This window comes from Oceanisphaera pacifica (assembly GCF_017498065.1).
Classification (GTDB): Bacteria; Pseudomonadota; Gammaproteobacteria; order Enterobacterales; family Aeromonadaceae; genus Oceanimonas; species Oceanimonas pacifica.
Map to the genome: position 1 here is coordinate 151,005 of NZ_JAGDFX010000002.1, position 21,811 is coordinate 172,815.

Below are 21,811 nucleotides of genomic sequence, written 5' to 3' on the forward strand. Positions count from 1 at the left end.
AATTGTCGCTCTTATCTTGCCGTTTTGGTCCGTGTTCTTCCGTGTATTCCGTGGCAAAAATAGCCCTTGGTTTTGGGGGAAGCTTTGGGGGTATGTCGTCCACTTTACCCCTCACGCTTTACTCTTCACTTTTTACTGTATTGGAATAGACAATGTTAACGTTTTTACTGAAGCGGCTGTTTCAGATGGTGGTGGTGATGTTCGTCATCAGTCTGATCGCGTTTTCGATTCAGGATAATTTAGGCGATCCGTTGCGTGAGCTGGTTGGCCAGTCGGTATCGGAAGAAGCGCGCCAACAAATGCGCACCGAAATGGGGCTAAACGATCCCTTTTTGGTTAAATACAGTCGCTTTGTGGGCAATGCGCTACAAGGTGACTTTGGTGATTCTTATTTTTATAAGAAGCCAACCCTTGACGTTATTTTTGAGAAGTTACCCGCCACCTTAGAGTTAGTATTCTGTGCCAGTGTGCTCATTATTGCCTTGAGTATTCCCATGGGCACCTACTCGGCCATTAAGCCGCGGGCCTTTTTATCTCGGCTGGTGATGGGCATCAGTATAGTGGGCATTTCGGTACCGGTTTTTTTAACCGCGATTCTTTTGATGTATGTGTTTTCAATTGAACTAGGATGGCTACCCGCTTATGGCCGCGGCGAGCTAACCAGCCCTTTGGGGTGGGAGTCGGGCTTATTTAACTGGCAAGGGTTTCGTAACTTGATCCTGCCAAGTGTTGCGCTGTCTTCTATTATGCTGCCGTTATTTATTCGGTTAGTGCGCTCAGAAATGCTGGAGCAGCTTAGCTCAGAATATGTAAAGTTTGGTCATGCTAAAGGCTTGTCTAAATACCGTATTTGGTTTGTACATGCGCTAAAAAATACCTTATTGCCACTGATCACCGTAGGCGGTGTGCAAATTGGTACCATGGTGGCATACACCATTTTAACTGAGACGGTGTTTCAGTGGCCGGGGATTGGCTTATTGTTTTTAGATGCGATTAATCGCGTAGATACGCCGCTTATTACCACTTATGTGATTTTTGTGGGCTTTGTGTTTGTGCTAACCAATACCTTAGTGGATTTGATCTATGGCGTGGTTAACCCCACGGTGAACTTGGCTGCAAAGGGATAATACAATGACAACAAATGCAAACCTTGGCCGCTGGGCTCGTTTTAAACAATCCGATTTTTTATATCATTTTGGCCGCGACAAGGTGGCAATGTTCAGCTTTACCTTGTTTGTGGTGTTATTGGCAGCCGCCTTGCTCTCGCCCATTATTGCACCGCATGACCCTTATGATTTGGCGACCATTGATATTTTAGACTCTGAGTTACCACCGAGCTGGTTAGAAATGGGGGATGAGCGCTTTTTACTGGGCACGGATATTCAAGGCCGCGATATTTTAAGCACCATTTTATATGGCTCGCGAGTCTCTTTGATTATTGGCTTGGGCGCGGTGGCCTTGCAGTTGCTGATTGGGATTACGGTAGGTTTATCGGCAGGCTATTTTGGTGGCCGAATCGATAATCTATTAATGCGTTTTGCCGATGTGCAATTATCATTTTCCACCATGATGGTAGCCATTATTGTCTCGGCGGTGTTTCAGGCCACACTGGGAGCCGACTTTTATGCGCAATACGCGGTATTAATGTTGGTGGTGATTATTGGTCTGGCCGAGTGGCCGCAGTATGCTCGCACCGTGCGCGCGACTGTGTTGGCGGAAAAGAAAAAAGAATATGTAGAAGCGGCGCAAGTGATGGGCTTTAAGTCGATGCGCATTATGTTTCGTCATATTTTGCCCAATTGCTTGTCGCCGATTTTGGTCATTTCTACGGTACAAGTGGCCAATGCCATTATGAGTGAAGCCGCCTTGTCTTTTTTAGGCTTAGGTATGCCGGTAGACAAACCTTCGCTGGGCTCCTTGATCAGCATGGGCTTTAGTTATATTTTCTCGGGATCTTGGTGGATTACTGCATTTCCGGGCATGTATTTAGTGGTATTGGTGTTAGTGATAAACCTACTGGGTGACTGGTTGCGCGATGTGTTTAACCCTAAATTGTATAAGGGATAAGTGCAGCTGGGAGCTTTCAGCCGTCAGCTATCAGCTAAAGAATAGGTTGAATTTTGAGCGCTGTGTGAATGTTGGTGTATGCCATTGGTTTTGTGCACTGTTTTTCCTTAACTGACGGCTGACAGCCTTCCTGCACGGTGTTAAGCAGCTGGGAGCTTTCAGCCGTCAGCTATCAGCTAAAGAATAGGTTGAATTTTGAGCGCTGTGTGAATGTTGGTGTATGCCATTGGTTTTGTGCACTGTTTTTCCTTAACTGACGGCTGACAGCCTTCCTGCACGGTGTTAAGCAGCTGGGAGCTTTCAGCCGTCAGCTATCAGCTAAAGAATAGGTTGAATTTTGAGCGCTGTGTGAATGTTGGTGTATGCCATTGGTTTTGTGCACTGTTTTTCCTTAACTGACGGCTGACAGCCTTCCTGCACGGTGTTAAGCAGCTGGAAGCTTTTAGCCGTCAGCTATCAGCTAAAAAATTGGTTGAATTTTGAGCGCTATGTGAATGTTGATGTATGACGTTGGTTTTGTGCACTGTTTTTCTTTAACTGACGGCTGACAGCTTATGGCTGACAGCTTTTCTTTAAGCGCTGTTTTTGTAAGGATATTTTATGTTGGTTGGTCGCCGTGTGGCGGGTGGGCTTATTTTGTTGGGCATGCTGCTGATTAGTGCCCAATTGTTAGGCTTGCCTGTGCCGCAGGGTGGGGCTGGGGTGGCGTATTGGTTGGCGGCAGGCTTATTGTGGCCTGGGCTGTCGTCACGTAACCGACTGCAAGCGAGTGTGCTGCTTATTATTGGGCTGGCTTGCTTAGGCATCAGTGTTTGGCTAGGAGGCGACTTTGAGCTTAGGCGTTTACTGGGCAGTAATGCTAACTTGCTGTCGATGCTGGTGGCAGTGAGCTTTTTAAGCTTGGTGAGTCGGCCGACTAACGAGCAAGATAAGCCCCTGCCTCGTGGGCGCGCAGCGCTGGCATCGACCTTGGCGGCGGTGCATGTGTTTGGCTCTGTGATTAATTTATCTTCGGTGTTTATTATTGGCGATAGGTTAGCCCAGCTTGCCAACTTAAGCCGTGAGCAGTCCATTGTATTGGTGCGAGGCTTTACAGCTGCGGCATTTTGGTCGCCGTTTTTTGCTGCCATGGCGGTGGCATTAAGTGTGGCGCCAGAGGCTAAACTAACTCAGTTATGGCTGGTGAGTATACCGCTGGCAGCACTAGGGTTGGGGCTAACCTATTGGCAGCTGGCTCGGCAAACATCAAGCCTTGTGGCCAAGCATGGCTCTCAGACCGAAGTGGCGGACTTTATTGGCTATCCGCTGCACCTTGGGGCTTTGTTATTACCTTGCATGCTTGCCATAGCAGTGTTGCTCTTTCATCAGTTGTGGCCTGTGTTGTCTATTTTAGCTGTCATTACCTTATTAGCGCCGCTGTTTAGCTTAGTGGTTTTAGTGGTGACTCAGCGCTCTGTACTGGCTGGCATTCGGCAGCTAACCGCTGGGCGTTTGCCGCAAATGGGCAATGAATTAGCGCTATTTTTAGCCGCCGGTGTTTTGGCTTATGGATTAGAAAGCCTATTACTCAATGCTAACCTTAGTTTACCTGTGCAACATTTTGGCGCGCTGGCGGCCAGCATCACCTATCTTGCGATTGTGTTGTTAGCACTGCTTGGCATACATCCTATTGTTTGTATTGCATTAGCAGCAAGCCTGCTCTCGCCGCTAGCCCCCGATCACACCTTGCTGGCGCTGGTGTTTTTATCCTCTTGGGCGGTGGGCACCTCGACTGGGCCTTTATCGGGCATTAATTTGGCGTTTCAGGGCCGCTATGGTGTGGATTCTTTTAAGATGATGCGCTGGAACTTAAGCTACTTAACCCTAATGTCGGTATGCGTACTGATAGGCATTGGCTTGTTAGCCCATTTATTGGAAGTTTAATGGATCTTAACGACTTAAAGAGCGCAGATCTGAGTAAACAAGAGCGATGGCATAAGGAGTACTATGAAATACATTTGGCTTAAGATTTTGATAACGATAGTTATTTTTGCAGGCTTATTTGCTTGGGTTTACTACAAAGTTGCGAGTGGAACGCTTTGAGTGGGCGTGTATTTAGACTCAACGTATACTCAGGATAAAGAGTTGTTTGTTGGCATTTGTTGTGAAAGGGTAGTTAAAAGCGCTGAAGTAGGGGGTGAAGTAGGGGGTGTTTAGCTTGATAAGTCGTGACTCTCTTTTTTTAAACGGACTATTGCTTAAAAAACCGTCCATTTTCATTCTTCCTGTTTGCGCCCCGTTAGGTTTTCAGCCATAATATGCGGCCTAAAAAAGGTGTCGGTGTATCAGCTATTTTTGGATGCTCCGTCTATTTCTTAAACTAATCATTAAAGTTGAATCATGGCCGAATTATCCAAATACAGAAACATTGGTATCTTCGCGCACGTTGATGCGGGTAAAACCACAACAACTGAGCGTATCCTAAAATTAACCGGTAAAATTCATAAATCCGGTGAAACTCACGATGGTGAATCTACCACCGACTTTATGGATCAGGAAGCAGAGCGCGGTATTACTATCCAGTCTGCTGCTGTTACCTGTTTCTGGAAAGACCATCAGTTTAACGTTATTGATACTCCCGGACACGTTGACTTCACTGTTGAAGTTTACCGTTCATTGAAAGTACTTGATGGTGGTGTAGGCGTATTCTGTGGTTCTAGCGGTGTTGAGCCTCAGTCAGAAACCAACTGGCGTTATGCTAACGAATCAGGCGTTGCACGTTTGATTTTCGTTAACAAACTAGACCGTTTAGGCGCTGACTTCTTGCGCGTAGTACAGCAAACTCGCGACGTATTAGCCGCAAACCCAGTGGTAATGACCTTGCCTATTGGTCGTGAAGACGAGTTTAAAGGCGTGGTTGACCTGTTAACTCGCAAAGCTTACATCTGGGATGAATCAGGTGATGCAGAAAACTTCGTTGTTGAAGATGTGCCTGCAGACATGGTTGATCAAGTTGAAGAGTATCGTGAGATGCTGGTTGAGTCTGCTGTTGAGCAAGACGATGACTTGATGGAAGCCTACATGGAAGGGACTGAGCCTTCTATTGAAGAAATTAAGCGCTGTATCCGTAAAGGTACTCGCACCATGGAAATCTTCCCTGCTTTCTGTGGTTCAGCCTTTAAAAACAAAGGTATGCAGCTAGTACTCGATGCGGTTGTTGATTACCTGCCAAGCCCTGTAGAAGTTGATCCTCAGCCACTGACCGATGAAGAAGGTAAAGAAACCGGTGAGTTCGCGATAGTTGACACTAAAGAGCCACTGCGCGCGTTAGCCTTTAAAGTAATGGATGACCGTTTTGGTGCCCTTACCTTTATTCGTATCTACTCAGGTGTGATCAACAAAGGTGATACTGTACTGAACAGTGCAACAGGTAAGACTGAACGTATTGGCCGTATGGTTGAAATGATGGCAGATCAACGTTCTGAAATTAGCCACGCAGAAGCCGGTGACATCATCGCTGTTGTAGGCATGAAGAACGTACAAACTGGCCACACTTTGTGTGATACCAAGCACCCTTGTACGCTAGAAGCCATGGTATTCCCTGATCCTGTAATCTCTATTGCAGTGGCGCCAAAAGACAAAGGCGGCTCAGAAAAAATGGGCGTGGCTTTGGGTAAACTGTTGGCCGAAGATCCTTCTTTCCAAGTAGAGACTGATCCAGATTCAGGCGAAACCATCCTGAAAGGTATGGGTGAGCTGCACTTAGATGTTAAAGTTGACATCTTGAAGCGTACTTACGGTATTGAATTAATTGTGGGTGAGCCACAAGTTGCTTACCGTGAAACCATTACCGCAGAAGTTGAAGACAGCTACACCCACAAGAAGCAGTCTGGTGGTTCTGGTCAGTTTGGTAAAATTGACTACATCATTCGCCCTGGTGAGCCTAACTCTGACTTCGTATTTAGCTCGTCAGTGGTGGGTGGTAACGTACCTAAAGAGTACTGGCCAGCAATCGAGAAAGGTTTTGCTAGCATGATGAACACAGGTACCATTGCTGGTTTCCCTGTGTTGGACGTTGAGTTTGAGCTAACTGATGGTGCTTTCCACGCGGTTGACTCTTCAGCCATTGCATTTGAAATTGCTGCTAAAGGCGCGTTCCGTCAGTCTATTGCTAAAGCTAAGCCGCAGTTGCTTGAGCCTACAATGAAGGTAGACGTGTTCACTCCTGAGGATCACGTAGGTGATGTAATTGGTGACTTGAACCGTCGTCGCGGTATGATCAAAGATCAAAACGCTGGCGTAACCGGTGTGCGTATCAAAGCAGACGTTCCTTTGTCTGAAATGTTTGGCTACATTGGTTCTTTACGTACTTTAACCTCTGGTCGTGGTCAGTTCTCTATGGAGTTCTCTCACTACTCCCCTTGTCCTGCTAACGTAGCAGAAAAAGTTGTAGCACAAGTTGCAGAGCGTAAAGAAGCTGAAGCGAAGAAGTAAATTCGTTTAAGGCTTTGAGCTAATAGTAAAAACCGCTGTCAAGACAGCGGTTTTTTTATACGTATTTAACGGAAATTGAAGGTGGGGATGACTTTAATCTGCTGCAATCAAATGGCGGGAGAAGGTTAAAATATGGCCTTTAAATGGTTTTTCTAAGTAATCGGTATGAGTGGGTTTGCTATGGGTGCTGGTAAAACCAAACTCAATCATTTTTTGGCTGATCTTATTTTTTCTTCCCCGACCTGGGTCCACTAAGATAACCTCGCATTCAGGGTTAGCATGGCGTTGAATGAAATTGGCCAGCATTATGATCTGTTGATCTTCATACAATAAGTCGCTGCCAATAATGAGATCAAACAAACCTAATTGGCTGTGATCGTCAGCCCAATCAACCCGTTCAAAGGCTATATTTTTACTGTTATTGAGTTGAGTATTTCGATCAAGAAAAGATTCAACGGTGGGATGATAGTCGGTGGCGGTAATATCAGCACCGCGTTTATTCAATACAATGCTGGCTAAGCCAATACCACAGCCAACTTCAAGAATGCGTTTTCCTTTAATATTATACTCTAACATATGGTGTGCCAGCACTTGGCTGGACGGCCATAACACGCCAAACAATGGCCAAGCACTATCACAAATGCCTAAACCTGCAGCAACGCCCTCGGGGTCACTAAATTGTTGATTATCACGTAAAGTGCACAAGTGAATATCTTTATGGCCAATCTCAATCGTTTGATAACGTACGCGCACGGGCGAAGTCATAATAAGTCCTAGGTAGGAGGCTAAGTTGAGACAAGCGCTTAGGCTTGTAACTCAACAACAAAAAACAAGATCAAGAAATTTAAGGACATTATAGTGCATTTTAATGAATGTTGCTGAAATTTAACGGCTTTGGTGCATTATGCTGTAGGGGAGGTGGGCACAGGGGATAGCGCTATTTTTTATGGGATATTTAGGTGATGTAACGTGAGAGAAGTTTTTTTGCAGTGAGCGAGAACAGCCATATCAGCGTGCAATATGGCTGTTCAGCCTAGGTTAAGTGGCTTGATATTCGTTAATTGAGCGCACCATGCCGTTCGCGTCTAAGCCAAGCTTAGCCAACACTTGTTGCTGGGAGCCTTGCTCAACAAAAATATCAGGTAGACCTAAGTTCAGCACAGGAAGCGGCTTTTTATGGCGCATTAGGCACTCATTTACCGCAGATCCTGCTCCGCCCATAATGGCGTTTTCTTCAATGGTTACCAGCAATGTATGATCAGCCACTAACGATAATAACAAGGTCTCATCTAATGGCTTAACAAAGCGCATATCGACTAAGGTGGCGTTTAACTCTTCTGCCGCAACCTGAGCTTGGCTCAACAAGGTGCCAAAGTTAAGTAAGGCAATTTTATTGTTCGCCTTATCTGATTGACGAACAATACGCCCTTTACCTATGTCTAGCGCCTGCATTTGTGCTTGTATCTGGGCATTAGGGCCGGTGCCGCGTGGGTAACGTACAGCTGCTGGCCCTTGATATTGGTAACCGGTATAGAGCATTTGGCGACACTCATTTTCATCCGCCGGCGTCATGATCACCATATTAGGCACAGTGCGCATAAAGCTTAAATCGTAAGCACCTTGGTGAGTCGGACCATCGGCACCGACAATGCCCGCCCGGTCGATGGCAAACAGTACATCGAGTTCTTGTAACGCCACATCGTGGATCAGTTGGTCATAACCGCGCTGTAAAAAGGTGGAGTAAATAGCCACCACGGGCTTTTTATCTTCTATCGCCATACCTGCCGCTAAGGTGACGGCATGTTGTTCAGCAATAGCGACATCAAAGTAGCGGTCGGGGTATTCTTTTGAGTATCGTACTAACCCTGAGCCTTCGCGCATGGCGGGAGTGATCGCCATTAACTGCGGACACACCTTAGCCATATCACATAGCCAGTCACCAAACACGGCTGAGTAACTGGGGCTTGAGGGAGCACTTTTTGGTAAAACGTTATCAGCTGGGTTAAATTTAGGCACACCATGATAACCAATCGGGTCTTGCTCGGCGGGTAAATAGCCTTTGCCTTTGCGAGTCATAATATGCAGAAATTGCGGCCCTTTGAGTTTGCGCATATTACGCAAGGTTTCCACTAAGGTATCAATGTCATGGCCATCAATGGGGCCCACATAGTTAAAGCCGAACTCTTCAAACAAAGTCCCTGGTACCACCATGCCTTTAATATGTTCTTCGGTACGCTTAGCCAGCTCTTTAAGCGGCGGTAATATTTCTAATGCCTTTTTGCCGCCTTCACGTAGCGTGCTATACACAGAGCCAGACATAATGCGTGCTAGGTGATTATTAAGCGCGCCCACGTTTTCTGAAATCGACATTTCGTTATCGTTTAAAATAACCAGCATGTCGTTATGCACATCCCCGGCATGATTAAGGGCTTCAAAGGCCATGCCTGCGGTAATGGCACCATCACCGATAATAGCCGCTACTTTGCGGTTTTTTTGTTCTTGTTCAGCGGCAATGGCCATGCCTAAGGCAGCACTAATGCTGGTGCTAGAGTGACCGACACTTAAGGTATCGTACTCACTTTCTTTGCGCCAAGGAAAAGGGTGTAAGCCTTCAAACTGGCGAATACTGGCAAGTTGTTCACGCCGTCCCGTTAAAATTTTATGGGGATAGGCTTGATGACCCACATCCCACACTAAGCGATCAAAAGGCGTGTTATACACGTAGTGTAAGGCGACAGTTAACTCAACAACACCTAGCCCAGAGGCGAGATGTCCACTACTCTGGCTCACTGAGTGCAACAGATAAGAGCGCAACTCTGAACACAAGAGCGCTAATCTATCTTGTGGCAAACTGCGTAACTCTTCGGGAACGTTCGCCAGTGCTAGGGTTGGATAATCGGCAATATTCAGACTCATAAGCTTATTATTATGCTGCTCTAAAAATCGCGCTTAACGATATAATGAGCAAATGCTTCCAGTGTTTGAGTTGGATAGGGGATATCAGCCAAAGCCGACAATGCTTGTTGCTGTAAGCTATCGGCAAGCGCACGAGCACCGTCAAGACCAAGCAGTGCTGGGTAAGTACTCTTTTGCTGTGCCTGATCTTTACCTTGAGTTTTACCTAAGGTTTGGGTGTCGGCGGTAATATCCAAAATATCGTCCTGCACTTGAAATGCTAAGCCAATGGCATCGGCATAACGACTTAATGCAGTAAAATGTGTTTCTTGCATATTGTTAGCACAAAGCGCCCCTAAGCGCACGGCGGCACGAATTAATGCACCGGTTTTGTGACTGTGTAGACTTTCTAGGGTGGCAGCATCAATGGTTTTACCTTCCGATTGTATATCGAGCGCTTGTCCGCCGCACATACCCTGATAGCCACTGGCTTTGGCTAGTTCTTGTACCATACGCAATTGTTGCTTGGCTGGTAAGCCTAAAGTGGGTTGGCTTAATAATTCGAAAGCTAATGCTTGTAAAGCATCTCCGGCCAGAATAGCAGTCGCTTCATCAAATGCTTTGTGTACCGTTGGTTGACCACGGCGCAAATCATCATTATCCATGGCGGGTAAATCGTCGTGGATTAATGAATAGGCATGAATACATTCAAGTGCGGCGGCGGCGGCATCCAAGGCGGCGTTATTGGGATGACCTAAAACGTCACCACTGGCGTAGACCAACATAGGGCGGACACGCTTTCCTCCTTGCAGCAAGCCATACTCCATTGCAGCTTTAAGATGAGGGGCCAATGTCGTGAGGTTATCCATCGCCCCAGCTAACACCTTAGTAATGCGCTCATGGTAGTGCTGCTGTTGTTGAATGAAGGGCACGTTAGCGTTCCTCTTGGCTCGTCGCGAAGGGGGCGAGTTGCTCTTCATCTTGTTGCAGTAATATTTGCACTTGTTGTTCTGCGTTAGACAGTCGGTGCTGGCCTGCGCGTACTAGCTGCACGCCGCGCTCAAAAGACTTGAGTGACTGTTCTAAACTGAGATCACCCTCTTCTAGCTGGTTCACCAAGCTCTCTAGTTCAGCGAGGGCACTTTCAAAATCCATATTTTCTGGTTTTTTGGTAGCCACAGGTATCCTCTGTCTGTCAGCAAAAATAATAATAAGCAATAGTACCATTGCCGCTGGGCTTTTGGCGAAACTTATAGATAGTAAGCAATAGAACGCAACAGGTTAAGAATTTAATGCGTTAGCCGATATAACCTAGGGGCGACAACGCAGGGCGTAACAAGGTAAGATTACTGACAATTATCTCTATAAAAACCATGTTTAAAAGCATGTAACAACCAATGAGGATCTAGCTTTGGATCTGGCAACGATTATCGGATTAGTCGGTGGTGTAGCTTTTGTGGCTATGGCCATGGTGCTAGGGGGCAGCCTAGGTATGTATGCCGATGTCCCTTCTTTTTTTATTGTATTCGTCGGCTCACTCTTCGTAGTGATGATGAAGTTCAATTTAGGACAGTTTTTAGGGGCCGCTAAAATTGCTGCCGGTGCGTTTTTCTTTAAGTTAGAAAAGCCTGAAGCTTTAATTGAGCGTGTAGTTGTACTGGCCGACTCGGCTCGTAAAGGTGGCTTTCTAGCGTTAGAAGAGGCGGAAATTACTAATCCGTTTTTACAAAAAGCAGTCGATATGCTGGTGGATGGCCATGAGCAGGGGGTGGTGAAGCAAGCCCTAGAAAAAGACATCGACTTAACGGCTGAGCGTCAAGAGCAAGGCGCGAAAATATTTCGTGCTTTGGGTGACGTTGCTCCTGCTATGGGGATGATAGGTACACTGATTGGTCTGGTGGCCATGTTGGCGAACATGGATGACCCTAAAGCCATTGGTCCGGCCATGGCGATTGCTTTGTTAACCACCTTATACGGCGCCATGTTAGCCAATATGATAGCGCTGCCCATTGCCGATAAGCTAGAGCTACGTTCAGAAGAAGAGCGGCTTAATCGTACCCTTATCCTTGATGCCATATTGGGTATTCAAGACGGGCAAAATCCGCGAGTGTTGCAAGGGTTGCTAGAAAACTACTTGGCTGAGTCTAAGCGGCCGAAGGAGGAATAGTGGCTAAAAAGTGCAAACAAGCCCCGGCAGGTGCCCCAGCTTGGATGGCGACCTTTGCCGATCTCGCCACTATATTAATGAGCTTTTTCGTTTTGCTGTTGGCGTTTGCCGAAATGGACGTGGTGAAGTTTAAGCAAGTTGCCGGCAGCATGAAGTACGCTTTTGGGGTACAAAATCAGTTAGAAGTAACCGAAATCCCTAAAGGCACCTCTGTGATTGCGCTTGAGTTTCGCCCCGGTCAGCCGCAACCCACGCCGATTGATGTGATCATGCAGCACACCACTGACTCTACTCAAGCCGAGCTGGATTTTCAGCCCGGCGAGGCAGACCGATCTGCCGGGCAAAGTCGTGAAAACGGTAATCAAAGTGGCGGAGAAGAAGCCGATATTCCCCAAGTAGATCCCCAAACCATGACTTTGGCACAAGAGTTAGCTGAGGAGTTAAGTGAGTCTATTGAAGTGGACGCAGTAGAAATAGAAGCACTGGGGCAACAAGTGATTATTCGCATTAAAGAAAACGCTTCTTTTTCATCGGGTTCGGCTTTTTTACAGCCACAATTCTGGCCTGTGGTGCGAAAAATTGGTGCCTTACTTAAGGATATACCTGGGGAAATACTCGTATCTGGCCATACGGATGATGTACAAAATAGTAATGAGTTATTTCGCTCTAATTGGGAGTTATCGTCCCAGCGAGCATTGGCGGTGGCCGACCAGTTATTAAAAGTAGATGGCTTTAATGAAGAACGCATGGTGGTAATGGGCATGGCTGGCACTCGGCCCCTAGCGAGTAATGAGACATCAGAAAGTCGCCGTCGCAATCGTCGGGTTGAAATTACTATTTCTCAAGGTAAGCCTAAGTTTACCGCGCCCATGGACTTAAACGCGCCGCGCTAGCTAAAAAATACAGTGCTACCAAGCCTTACGTTATAAGCCGTATGCCCTACGTTCAAGTTAAACAAAAGACGATGTTTATCTTTAACGTACAGCGTATAGCTTACGGCGAGGTTTTACGCTGGGCGCTCGGTGCTGTTTTGTGTATAATATTTCGCTTTATTTTTGTGTTTTTACTCTTTTGTTGCCTAGGCGTACTGAACTTATGAAATTTATTATTAAGCTGCATCCAGAAATTACCATTAAGAGCCGTTCGGTACGCCAACGCATGTGCAAGCTGTTGCAAGGTAATATTCGTAATGTGGTAAGACACTTAGATGAAAATGTCAAAATTCGTACAGAATGGGACAAGTTAGTGCTACGTAGTCAGTGCGATGAGCACCGCCAAGCCATAGTGGATGCATTAGCCTGTGTGCCGGGTATACAGTCGTTTTTAGAAGTACAAGAGCATCAAGTAAGTACGCTTGATGATATTTTACAGCATGCTGAAGCGGCCTTTGGTCATTTGCTAGAAGGTAAAACCTTTTGTGTGCGTGCTAAACGCCGAGGCCAGCAAAGCTTTAAATCGCTGGATGTAGAGCGCTATGTAGGGGGCGGGTTAAATCAGCGCTGTAATCCCGTGGGCGTTAAACTCAAAAATCCGGATATACAGGTTAACCTTGAGTTAGACGGCGAGCGTTTGTATTTAATTAATCAAATCTATAAAGGCTTAGGTGGTTATCCCATTGCAACGCAAGAGAGTATACTGAGCTTAATGTCGGGCGGTTACGACTCTGGCGTGTCCTCTTATCAGTTTATTAAGCGCGGTAGCCGAGTGCATTATTGCTTCTTTAACCTAGGCGGCCCAGAGCATGAAGCTGGGGTGCGTGAGGTGGTGTACTACTTGTGGAAAAAGTATGGGTCTTCGCATCGCGTTAAATTTGTCTCTGTCCCTTTTGAAGGGGTGGTTAATGAAATTCTTGAGAAAGTCGACAATGGTTATATGGGGGTTATTTTAAAGCGCATGATGGTGCGTGCCGCCGCCGTGGTCGCTGAAAATTTAGCGATTAATGCTCTGGTTACCGGTGAAGCCATGGGACAGGTTTCTAGCCAAACCGTGACTAACTTAAATGTGATTGACCGGGCAACGGATATGTTGATAATGCGCCCTCTGGTCGCCTCTGATAAACAAGATATTATTGATGTTGCCCGTCACATTGGCACGGCATCTTATGCAGAAAAAATGCCAGAGTACTGTGGCGTTATTTCGCAAAGCCCTACTATTAAAGCCAAGCTTGGTCGAGTGGCAGAAGAAGAGAGTCATTTTGACTTTAGTGTGTTAGATGCCGCGGTGGAAGCGGCGGTCATTAATGATGTTCGCCAATTAGAAGAAAAGTGGCAAGCGCCGAGCGTGGAGTTTAGTCAGGGGAATACCAGTGATGCGAATAGCACTGAAGTGATTTTAGATATTCGCCCACCCGAAGAGCAAGAAGCCGCGCCGCTTAAGGTTGCTGGACGCCCAGTTGTGGTGATGCCATTTTTTAAACTCGCGAATCAGTTTAGTAGCTTAGCCGCTGATAAAACCTATTTGTTATATTGTGATCGTGGGGTGATGAGTCGCTTACAAGCGATTCATTTAAAAGAGCAAGGTTTTGATAATGTGAAGGTATATAAGCCTTAACATATAGCGCCGAGCACCAAGCACCAAGCTATAAAGTGACTGCCCAGCACTAAGCAAATTATAAAAAACACCGAGCCTAAAAGCTCGGTGTTTTTGTTTTGCTGGGCGCTTGGCGCTAAGTCCTAAATCCTTCTCGCTTTTTCATTTCTTGGTACAGTTGTTGGCATACCGGCACTGGGTGTGGATGGGCGTGTTGAAGAATATAGCCGCTGATATAGCCATTTTCGCTAGGGCGACCCTGGGCAATATCTTGCTGCATAGAAGAATAGTTACAGGCGGTGAGCTCAATCACTTTGTGTAAGCGGCGGCGAAACTCAGACAGTGTTTCAGCTTTATCGCCTTGCAACCTTGAGATCACGTCATGCACTTCTTCGCTTAGTTGTGCGAGTACATCAGCAAAGCGTGGCTCTAATAACTGGCCGTTATTGATATCGTTACATGCAGTCAGCGGATTTATCACCGCATTAATCGCCAGCTTTCTTAGTTGTTGTTGCGCGATATCGTCGCTCCACTCACAATGACCGAGTGCAGCTGCTAGCGCAGGCACTAAAGACTGATAGGCTTTGCCTGCTTCATTTAACGGCCCAAGCCAAGTCTCTCCTTTACCCGTATGGCGCACCTGCCAATTTCCTTCTTTCATTGCACCATGACTACTAATGCCTGCTAATACAGGGTTGTTAGGAAACAGCGACAGCACTTGCTCAGCCACTCCCATACCATTGTGCAGTAAAATAACGGGAGTACTATTGGGTAGGGTTGTCAGCCTCTTGAGTGCATCAACAACTTGGTAAGCTTTGGTGAGCACGAGTAAACACTCTACTTTATAGGCATGTTCAGCGAACAAAGGGCGGCTGTAAAACAGCTGGCGCTGGCCGGTAATATCAAGCACTTCAATATGAGGATGAAAGTGACCTCTGTGGCGCTCAGATAACATTACAGCGACGCTTTCACCTTGTTGGCGTAATAGACCTGTCATTACACAACCTAAAGCGCCAGCGCCAAGTATGGTCCACTCCATCAGCTTCTCTCCCTAAATTTTGCTATTATGTTTTTCTTATCGAGCTATACGTTAGCCGTGAAGTCTGGCTGATGCCAATGTATTTTTTATTGTTGTGGGGGAGCTATCTTTTTAAGTAGCATTGTGCGCCCTGGTACTTAAAACATTATCTCTCTGATAAGGAGCTTACTATGCCATCTTTTGATGTGGTGTCTGAAGTAGAAATGAATGAAGTGCGTAATGCGGTAGAAAATGCTAACCGCGAATTATCAACTCGATTTGATTTTCGTGGGGTTGAGGCCAGTTTTGAGCTAAAAGATGAGCAAGTTAAGCTCAGTGCAGATGCTGAATTTCAGCTACAGCAAATGCGTGATATTTTGCGCGGTGCCTTGATCAAGCGTGGAATAGACGTGAAAGTGTTGGATCCGAGTAGCATTGTTCGCTCAGGTAAACGTCACCTTCAAGATATTTCTTTTAAGCAGGGTATAGCCCAGCCGCTTGCTAAAACGTTAGTGAAGCAAATTAAAGACAGTAAAATTAAGGTGCAAGCCTCTATTCAAGGTGAGCAATTGCGTATTACTGGCAAAAAGCGCGACGACTTACAACAAGTGATGGCATTGTTGCGCAGCGGCGATCAAGAACAACCGCTACAGTTTAATAACTTTAGAGATTGATTTAAGAGCAGCGCCGAGCGTTGAAAGGCAATGTTAAATGCTTAATGTTGAATGTTGAATACAAGAGAAACAAAAACACTAGCCCATAAATTGGCTGGTGTTTTTAGTTTCATTCAGCATTTAACATTCACAATTCAACATTGTTTTTACCGCTGGGCGCTAGACGCTGCTCTCCCCACTTGCTTGATCAACCCAAGTACCGGTAGACCGATGGCGGCGGTGCCGATAAAAAAGGGCGTGTAACCGTAGCCATCAACCACAATGCCGGAAAAGCCGGCTAAAAACTTGGGTAATAGCATCATCACCGAGCTAAATAGCGCATACTGAGTAGCTGAAAAAGCCACGTTTGTTAAGCTAGACAAATAGGTAATAAACGCCGCGGTTGCAATACCGGCACTTAAGTTATCGAGTGAGATAATCAGGGTTAATAAACGTACATCTGGGCCTAGCTGCGCCATAGCAGCAAACATAATATTGGTGCCGGCTGATAATACAGCGCCCAACATTAAAATGCGCAAGGTACCAAAGCGGCTGACTAAAATTCCCCCCAGTGCGGCGCCCACCAGCGTCATAATCACGCCATACACCTTAGTTACGGTGGCAATTTGTGACTTGCTAAACCCCATATCGACATAAAAAGGGTTGGCCATCACCCCCATTACCACATCTGAAATGCGATAACAGGCAATGAGCGCCAAAATAATCAGTGCTTGTTTACCAAAACGTTGAAAAAACTCGGCAAAGGGCGCTACAACAGCACTGCGCATAAAGGCAATAAAGCCGGCCAGTAATCTCGGATAACCTTGACTAATTAACTGCTGCTTATGCTCCGCCTGTGCTGATGCTTGCTGTCGTAAGTCAATGTTAGGCTCGTGAATTAATAAACAGGTGATCACCCCTACCAGCATAAAGCCTGCCATAGAAAGGTACGCGGTTTGCCAGCCGATGGGATCATAACCTAGATCGGATCCCGCCCAAGCAGCAATGGCTAAGGCTCCGGCACCGGCCATAATCATGGCCAGTCGATAGCCGGTCATATAGGCCGCGGCCAAGGCTCCTTGCAAATGTTCAGGGGCGGCTTCAATACGATAAGCATCAATCACAATATCTTGGGTAGCAGAGGCAAAGGCCACGGCTAAGGCGAACAAGGCAAAGGCCATAATATGCTGCGTGGGCTCTGCAAAGGCCATGCCTGTTAAGGCCCCCATAATCAGCAATTGCGAAAATAGCATCCAGCTGCGTCTGCGACCCATTAGCCGTGACAAAATAGGCAAGGGCAAGCGGTCAACCAAGGGCGACCAAAGCCATTTTACGCCATAGGCCAGGGCTACCCAGCTGAAAAAGCCGATGCTAGTGCGACTAACACCGGCTTCGCGTAACCAAAACGACAAGGTGCCAAACACTAATAAAATAGGCAAACCAGACGAGAAGCCTAATGCAAAGAGTGTTAATACTCTCCGCTCAGCATACAAAGCCACTTGCTGAACCCAGTTAAGCTTATCTTTTGGGGGATGTTGGTACACTTATTGGCTTGCCTGTTCGTCGTTTAAACGGCGCACCTGTTGCAAAACAATATTCTGCTTTGGGACATCGCGTGCGCGTAATGACATATTCATCCCGGTTGGGACTTGCGCCATTTTTGTTAGAATATCGTCGCCCAAAGTGACCTTACCAAACACCGTATAGCCGGCATTACGGCCAGCATTAAGCGACTGGTTATTATTGAGGTTAATATAAAATTGTCGCGTGGCGCTGTTGGGATCTTGAGTGCGCGCCATCGCCAATGTACCCCTTTGGTTTTTCAGCCCATTATTAGACTCATTAACCACAGAGCTGTAGGTTGGCAGCTTTTTATACTCAGTATCAAAGCCTCCCCCTTGTACGACAAACTCAGGGATCAGACGGTGGAAAATACTGCCATTATAACTACCGTCATCCACATAGCGTAAAAAGTTAGCCACGGTGGCGGGGGCGGCTTGATCATTAAGCTCTACTTTTAAGGTTCCCATATTAGTGATCAACTCCACCTTGGTCCCAGCTATAGCATGAGGTGCCATAAGGCTGATTGCCATAATAAAACCGGAGGTTAAACCTAAAAAGCGCTTCATGATTGGCTCCCTACAAATTGCTGTACATCTGTATCGGCCAGCATGTCTTTAACCATTAAGCTTAACTGTTCGTTTAATGCCGCTGTTACCTTGTCTAACTCAGGGTGTAAACGGCCCGGAAATTCTGCCTGTGCGCTGCGACGAAACTGTTTAGTAATAGTGCTACCATCGCGCTTTAGTGTGAGCTGCATACGTAATTGCTGCACCACGTCGTAGCTAATATGGCCACGAATAACGCGCGCTAGCACGTCTTGTAGTTCTAGCTCTATTTGCACAGGTGCATCATTTTCAATTAGCGCACCTTGGGTACTGAACCCCTCAGCCAGTGCTTGTTGCATTTGTACTTTGATATTGTTGCTGGCACCGATCACGACGGTTTTTTTGTTGTTTTGCTCAACTTGAATAATATAGTCGTTTTGGCGCGTATCTTGACTGCTTAGTGTGATGGGCAGGCTGCGGTACACACCAGCTCTGGCATCAACGGTGGGCGCTACATCTACAGCCACTGGGTAGTAACTGGCGCAGGCACTAAGGCTAAGAGCCAATAGGGCGGTAATACATCCTTTAGAAATCTTCATCTATTACGTCCTTAAGAAGTTTTAATGGCTTTGAGAATAACGAATTTATGATTAGCTGCCACTACCGTTTGATTGCCAAATAGGCGCTTTAACTTGATATGGTAATCAAGATGACGGTTGGCTACTACCCAGAGTTCTCCAGAGGGGTTGAGCACTCGTTTGGCGTCAACAAACATCTGCCAAGCAATATGGTCGGTAACGGCTTGTTGCTGGTGAAAAGGTGGGTTACATAAGATCAAATCTGCTGTATTTGTCGGCATTTCATCAAGACAGTTATTGACCATAAAGTGTGCCCGTTCCGCCTCTGAGGGCAGATTTTTTTGTACCGTATGTTGAGCACTGGCTATTGCCATGTAAGATTCATCGACAAAGGTTAAAGTTGTGTCTGGGTTATTGACCATGGCCATTAGCCCTAATACGCCATTACCACAACCCAAATCAATAATATGACCTGTGCGTTGGCAAGGTAGATGCTCTAGCAGAAAACGTGCACCTATATCGAGCTTAGCGCGAGAAAAGACGTTAGCGTAGTTATAAATAGTTAGCTCAGTGTTATCCAACGACCAAGCCAAAGGCGAGGGCAGTGGGCTGGCTGGTATCTTATTATCACGTTGACAGAAAATAAGCCGCGCTTTTTTCTTCGCCAAGCTGGTTTTAGTTTCACCAATATAGCGTTCAAAAAGCTGCAATGTTGATTTGTGGATGTCTTTGGCTTTGGCTGCGGCAATAAAGCAGGTTTTCGGGCCCATAATTTGGCTAAGGTAGGCCAGTTGATATTCCAATAAAGCATTGGTTCTGGGGAGCTTCATCAGTACGGCTCCCGGGGTTTGTTCTGGCCACGCATCTAAGCTGGTTAGTGATTGCCCGTTAAGGGTGAGCTGATTGTCTTGTGCGTTCGCGATTAATGCGAGCTGACTGATGCGGGAGTCACTGATGCTAATGGGAGCATAGGCTTGTAAAGCTAGCGTCAGAGCACCAAAGGCATCATTTAAAATCAGCAAGGGAGCATCAATGTCCCAACTGCGTGTTGCGATCTCACTCAGTAGATATTCATCGGCCGCCTCCCATGCTTGCAAGCCGTGTTGGGCTGAGCGAGGATAGCGGCGTAGCGATAGTTCACCGCCGTGAGGCAGAGGAAAAAGGTGATTCATGACGGCTTACTCAAAGATTAAAAAACTATGTTAACAGTAAATAGAGAAAAAGCAGTATGACGCTATGCGAATGATCGCCATAGCCCATCTAGATACCGCTTAAAGCAAAGCAGACAGTATTAAAACTAGGAGCCCCTTATGTCAATACAAGCGCAAATAGAGCAAAAAGTGCAAGCAGCACTGCAGCCAATACACCTAGAGGTGATTAACGAAAGTTATATGCATAGAGTGTTACCTGGCTCTGAAACACACTTTAAATTAGTGGTGGTGAGCGATCAGTTTGACGGCATGCGGCTACTGGCACGTCATCGCAAACTAAATACACTGCTTGGTGATGAGTTAGCTAGCGGTGTTCACGCTTTGGCATTGCATACTTTTACGCCAGCCCAGTGGGCGTCGCGAGCAAAAGTACAAGATAGCCCTGCTTGTCGTGGGCAAGGGGGAGTTAGCCGCTAATCATCTCTGTCTGAAGGGGATATTTGCACATTGAATCACATAATTAGCAAAGTGCCAACTGAGTTGTTTGAAAATCAACCAAAAAGTGAATGTAAAGACATGGTTTGTGTGGGGTTATTGTTGCATTCTCATCCTTTATGCTAATGAAGCGTAAATTTTGGTAATTGCCATGGCAGCCACCACGTTAAAAGTGCTAACATTATGCGCCTTTGGTTTTAGGCTGGATGTTACCGGACTGTGGTCAGGCTGTTGTCGACAAGATAGTGGGCAGACCGGTAGCGACTCATCAGCATGTTGTCATGTCTGTCATGGCAAGTACCTGTCTTCCTCTAACAAGTAGTGCAAGTGAGTATGATTACAATTAAAAAAGGGCTGGACCTCCCGATATCCGGGGCACCAGAGCAAGTAATCTACGATGGTCCTGCCATCAAGCGCGTTGCTACGCTGGGCGAAGAGTTTGTGGGCATGCGCCCTACCATGCACGTCAAGGTAGAGGATCATGTTAAAAAAGGTCAGGTTATCTTTGTAGATAAAAAGAACCCTGGCGTTAAGTTCACAGCTCCCGCCGCCGGTACCGTGGTTGAAATCAACCGTGGTGCTAAGCGTGTTTTGCAGTCTGTAGTAATTGCGGTTGATGACAGTGAAGATCAGATTACTTTTTCAAAGTATACCTCTGCTGAACTCTCTCAATTAGAGTCCGATACTGTTCGTGAACAGCTGGTTGAATCCGGCATGTGGACGGCATTGCGCACCCGACCTTTTAGTAAGGTGCCAGCTATCGACTCTACACCCAACTCCATCTTTGTGACCGCCATGGATACTAATCCACTGAGTGCTAACGCTGAGCTGATCATTAAGGAACATGCCCAGGCATTTACCGATGGTCTGCAAGTGCTAAGTCGCCTAACAGAAGGCCAGGTCAACGTATGTAAAGGTGAGGGTAATCTACCTCAGGCATCTGCTGCCAATATTAAAGAGCATGTCTTTACCGGCGTGCATCCAGCAGGTTTACCTGGTACCCATATTCACTTTATTGACCCTATAGTGCCAGGCAAAGTGGTATGGCAGATCAACTACCAAGATGTTATCGCTTTTGGCAAGCTTTTCACTACCGGTGAATTGTTTACCGATCGCGTTGTGGCGCTAGGTGGCCCTGTAGTGCAAAAGCCTCGCTTGTTACGCACTCGTCTTGGTGCCTCATTAGATACATTAACCTCGGGTGAGTTGCAAGAAGGCGAAAACCGCGTTATTTCCGGTTCTGTACTTTATGGTACAGCAGCTGCCGGCCCTCATGCCTATTTAGGGCGCTACCATCTGCAAGTATCAGTGATGGCTGAAGGTCGTGAAAAAGAGCTGTTTGGTTGGATTGCGCCGGGGGCTAATAAGTTCTCGGTGACGCGTGCCTATTTGAGTCACCTAACTAAAGGCAAGTTATTTGACCTAACGACCACCACAAATGGTTCGGCACGAGCCATGGTGCCTATTGGTAACTATGAGCGCATTATGCCGCTGGATATTTTACCAACTGTGCTGCTACGTGACTTATTGTCTGATGACACTGATGGTGCGCAAACCTTAGGTTGCTTAGAGCTAGATGAAGAAGATTTGGCGCTATGTACTTATGTGTGCCCAGGTAAATACGATTATGGCTTAGCACTGCGCAAGTGTCTGACCACAATTGAGCTAGAGGGCTAA

The 21,811-nt window shown here is 46.5% G+C and carries 19 protein-coding genes; 10 read left to right on the plus strand and 9 right to left on the minus strand.

Going from position 1 to position 21,811, the window contains the following annotated elements:
* Positions 1-152 precede the first annotated feature (152 nt).
* From J3U76_RS02120 to fusA, 4 genes are all read left to right on the plus strand, one after another.
* A complete protein-coding gene (locus J3U76_RS02120; RefSeq protein WP_208004021.1) occupies positions 153-1,127 on the plus strand; it encodes an ABC transporter permease in 975 nt (324 codons plus the stop codon).
* Positions 1,128-1,131: 4 nt separating this feature from the next.
* Positions 1,132-2,067 carry an ABC transporter permease gene (locus tag J3U76_RS02125; protein ID WP_208004022.1) on the plus strand — a complete coding sequence of 312 codons (936 nt, stop codon included), beginning with the start codon at positions 1,132-1,134 and terminating at the stop codon, positions 2,065-2,067.
* A 600-nt stretch (positions 2,068-2,667) separates the two neighbouring features.
* Entirely contained in the window at positions 2,668-3,990 is a 1,323-nt protein-coding gene (locus J3U76_RS02130) for a hypothetical protein (protein ID WP_208004023.1), read from the plus strand.
* Positions 3,991-4,446: 456 nt separating this feature from the next.
* Positions 4,447-6,540, plus strand: a complete 2,094-nt coding sequence (gene fusA / locus J3U76_RS02135) for an elongation factor G (RefSeq protein ID WP_208004024.1) — start codon at positions 4,447-4,449, stop codon at positions 6,538-6,540.
* A 93-nt stretch (positions 6,541-6,633) separates the two neighbouring features.
* Here the strand turns inward: fusA and J3U76_RS02140 are convergent, their stop codons facing one another.
* The 4 genes from J3U76_RS02140 to xseB form a co-directional block, all read right to left on the minus strand.
* Positions 6,634-7,305: a class I SAM-dependent methyltransferase gene (locus tag J3U76_RS02140; protein WP_208004025.1), complete on the minus strand. Its 672-nt coding sequence runs from the start codon at positions 7,303-7,305 to the stop codon at positions 6,634-6,636.
* A gap of 273 nt (positions 7,306-7,578) precedes the next feature.
* Positions 7,579-9,456, minus strand: coding sequence for a 1-deoxy-D-xylulose-5-phosphate synthase (dxs, locus tag J3U76_RS02145; protein WP_208004026.1), 1,878 nt, complete (start codon positions 9,454-9,456; stop codon positions 7,579-7,581).
* A gap of 20 nt (positions 9,457-9,476) precedes the next feature.
* Positions 9,477-10,367: a (2E,6E)-farnesyl diphosphate synthase gene (gene ispA, locus J3U76_RS02150; RefSeq protein ID WP_424022291.1), complete on the minus strand. Its 891-nt coding sequence runs from the start codon at positions 10,365-10,367 to the stop codon at positions 9,477-9,479.
* A 1-nt stretch (position 10,368) separates the two neighbouring features.
* Positions 10,369-10,614 (minus strand): exodeoxyribonuclease VII small subunit, encoded by a 246-nt coding sequence (gene xseB, locus J3U76_RS02155; RefSeq protein WP_208004028.1) that lies wholly within the window; start codon positions 10,612-10,614, stop codon positions 10,369-10,371.
* Positions 10,615-10,846: 232 nt separating this feature from the next.
* Between xseB and pomA the strand changes: the two genes are divergently transcribed.
* The 3 genes from pomA (at position 10,847) to thiI (ending at position 14,152) form a co-directional block, all read left to right on the plus strand.
* Complete coding sequence (gene pomA / locus J3U76_RS02160; protein WP_208004029.1) at positions 10,847-11,602, plus strand: flagellar motor protein PomA; 756 nt, start codon at positions 10,847-10,849, stop codon at positions 11,600-11,602.
* Positions 11,602-12,495, plus strand: coding sequence for a MotB family protein (locus J3U76_RS02165; RefSeq protein ID WP_208004030.1), 894 nt, complete (start codon positions 11,602-11,604; stop codon positions 12,493-12,495). Before pomA ends, J3U76_RS02165 begins: the two co-directional genes overlap by 1 nt.
* 202 nt (positions 12,496-12,697) lie before the next feature.
* Positions 12,698-14,152: a tRNA uracil 4-sulfurtransferase ThiI gene (gene thiI, locus J3U76_RS02170; protein ID WP_208004031.1), complete on the plus strand. Its 1,455-nt coding sequence runs from the start codon at positions 12,698-12,700 to the stop codon at positions 14,150-14,152.
* A 115-nt stretch (positions 14,153-14,267) separates the two neighbouring features.
* Here thiI and J3U76_RS02175 read toward each other — a convergent pair whose 3' ends face one another.
* Positions 14,268-15,170 (minus strand): ketopantoate reductase family protein, encoded by a 903-nt coding sequence (locus tag J3U76_RS02175; RefSeq protein WP_208004032.1) that lies wholly within the window; start codon positions 15,168-15,170, stop codon positions 14,268-14,270.
* A gap of 170 nt (positions 15,171-15,340) precedes the next feature.
* Here J3U76_RS02175 and J3U76_RS02180 point away from each other — a divergent pair, with 170 nt between their 5' ends.
* A complete protein-coding gene (locus J3U76_RS02180; protein WP_208004033.1) occupies positions 15,341-15,823 on the plus strand; it encodes a YajQ family cyclic di-GMP-binding protein in 483 nt (160 codons plus the stop codon).
* 146 nt (positions 15,824-15,969) lie between these two features.
* On the opposite strand, the gene J3U76_RS02185 is transcribed toward J3U76_RS02180, so the two are convergent.
* From J3U76_RS02185 to J3U76_RS02200, 4 genes are read right to left on the minus strand one after another with little or no spacing between them, the layout of a single operon-like run.
* A complete protein-coding gene (locus tag J3U76_RS02185; protein WP_208004034.1) occupies positions 15,970-17,346 on the minus strand; it encodes an AmpG family muropeptide MFS transporter in 1,377 nt (458 codons plus the stop codon).
* Positions 17,347-17,931, minus strand: a complete 585-nt coding sequence (locus J3U76_RS02190) for a peptidylprolyl isomerase (RefSeq protein WP_208004035.1) — start codon at positions 17,929-17,931, stop codon at positions 17,347-17,349. It abuts the gene before it with no gap.
* On the minus strand, positions 17,928-18,509 hold the full coding sequence (locus tag J3U76_RS02195) for a YajG family lipoprotein (RefSeq protein ID WP_208004036.1): 582 nt from the start codon (positions 18,507-18,509) through the stop codon (positions 17,928-17,930). Before J3U76_RS02195 ends, J3U76_RS02190 begins: the two co-directional genes overlap by 4 nt.
* A gap of 11 nt (positions 18,510-18,520) precedes the next feature.
* Entirely contained in the window at positions 18,521-19,660 is a 1,140-nt protein-coding gene (locus J3U76_RS02200; RefSeq protein WP_208004037.1) for a methyltransferase, read from the minus strand.
* 138 nt (positions 19,661-19,798) lie between these two features.
* On the opposite strand from J3U76_RS02200, the gene J3U76_RS02205 reads away from it, so the two are divergent.
* Together J3U76_RS02205 and J3U76_RS02210 are read left to right on the plus strand one after the other, a co-directional pair.
* Positions 19,799-20,116, plus strand: a complete 318-nt coding sequence (locus J3U76_RS02205) for a BolA family protein (RefSeq protein WP_208004038.1) — start codon at positions 19,799-19,801, stop codon at positions 20,114-20,116.
* A 351-nt stretch (positions 20,117-20,467) separates the two neighbouring features.
* On the plus strand, positions 20,468-21,811 hold the full coding sequence (locus J3U76_RS02210; RefSeq protein WP_208004039.1) for a Na(+)-translocating NADH-quinone reductase subunit A: 1,344 nt from the start codon (positions 20,468-20,470) through the stop codon (positions 21,809-21,811).

Bases quoted from the DNA above. Each gene is read 5' to 3' on its own strand.
- J3U76_RS02120 (WP_208004021.1), top strand. From the start codon at position 153: ATGTTAACGTTTTTACTGAAGCGGCTGTTTCAGATGGTGGTGGTGATG.
- J3U76_RS02125 (WP_208004022.1), top strand. From the start codon at position 1,132: ATGACAACAAATGCAAACCTTGGCCGCTGGGCTCGTTTTAAACAATCC.
- J3U76_RS02130 (WP_208004023.1), top strand. From the start codon at position 2,668: ATGTTGGTTGGTCGCCGTGTGGCGGGTGGGCTTATTTTGTTGGGCATG.
- fusA (WP_208004024.1), top strand. From the start codon at position 4,447: ATGGCCGAATTATCCAAATACAGAAACATTGGTATCTTCGCGCACGTT.
- J3U76_RS02140 (WP_208004025.1), bottom strand. From the start codon at position 7,305: ATGACTTCGCCCGTGCGCGTACGTTATCAAACGATTGAGATTGGCCAT.
- dxs (WP_208004026.1), bottom strand. From the start codon at position 9,456: ATGAGTCTGAATATTGCCGATTATCCAACCCTAGCACTGGCGAACGTT.
- thiI (WP_208004031.1), top strand. From the start codon at position 12,698: ATGAAATTTATTATTAAGCTGCATCCAGAAATTACCATTAAGAGCCGT.
- J3U76_RS02175 (WP_208004032.1), bottom strand. From the start codon at position 15,170: ATGGAGTGGACCATACTTGGCGCTGGCGCTTTAGGTTGTGTAATGACA.
- J3U76_RS02180 (WP_208004033.1), top strand. From the start codon at position 15,341: ATGCCATCTTTTGATGTGGTGTCTGAAGTAGAAATGAATGAAGTGCGT.
- J3U76_RS02190 (WP_208004035.1), bottom strand. From the start codon at position 17,931: ATGAAGCGCTTTTTAGGTTTAACCTCCGGTTTTATTATGGCAATCAGC.
- J3U76_RS02195 (WP_208004036.1), bottom strand. From the start codon at position 18,509: ATGAAGATTTCTAAAGGATGTATTACCGCCCTATTGGCTCTTAGCCTT.
- J3U76_RS02200 (WP_208004037.1), bottom strand. From the start codon at position 19,660: ATGAATCACCTTTTTCCTCTGCCTCACGGCGGTGAACTATCGCTACGC.
- J3U76_RS02205 (WP_208004038.1), top strand. From the start codon at position 19,799: ATGTCAATACAAGCGCAAATAGAGCAAAAAGTGCAAGCAGCACTGCAG.
- J3U76_RS02210 (WP_208004039.1), top strand. From the start codon at position 20,468: ATGATTACAATTAAAAAAGGGCTGGACCTCCCGATATCCGGGGCACCA.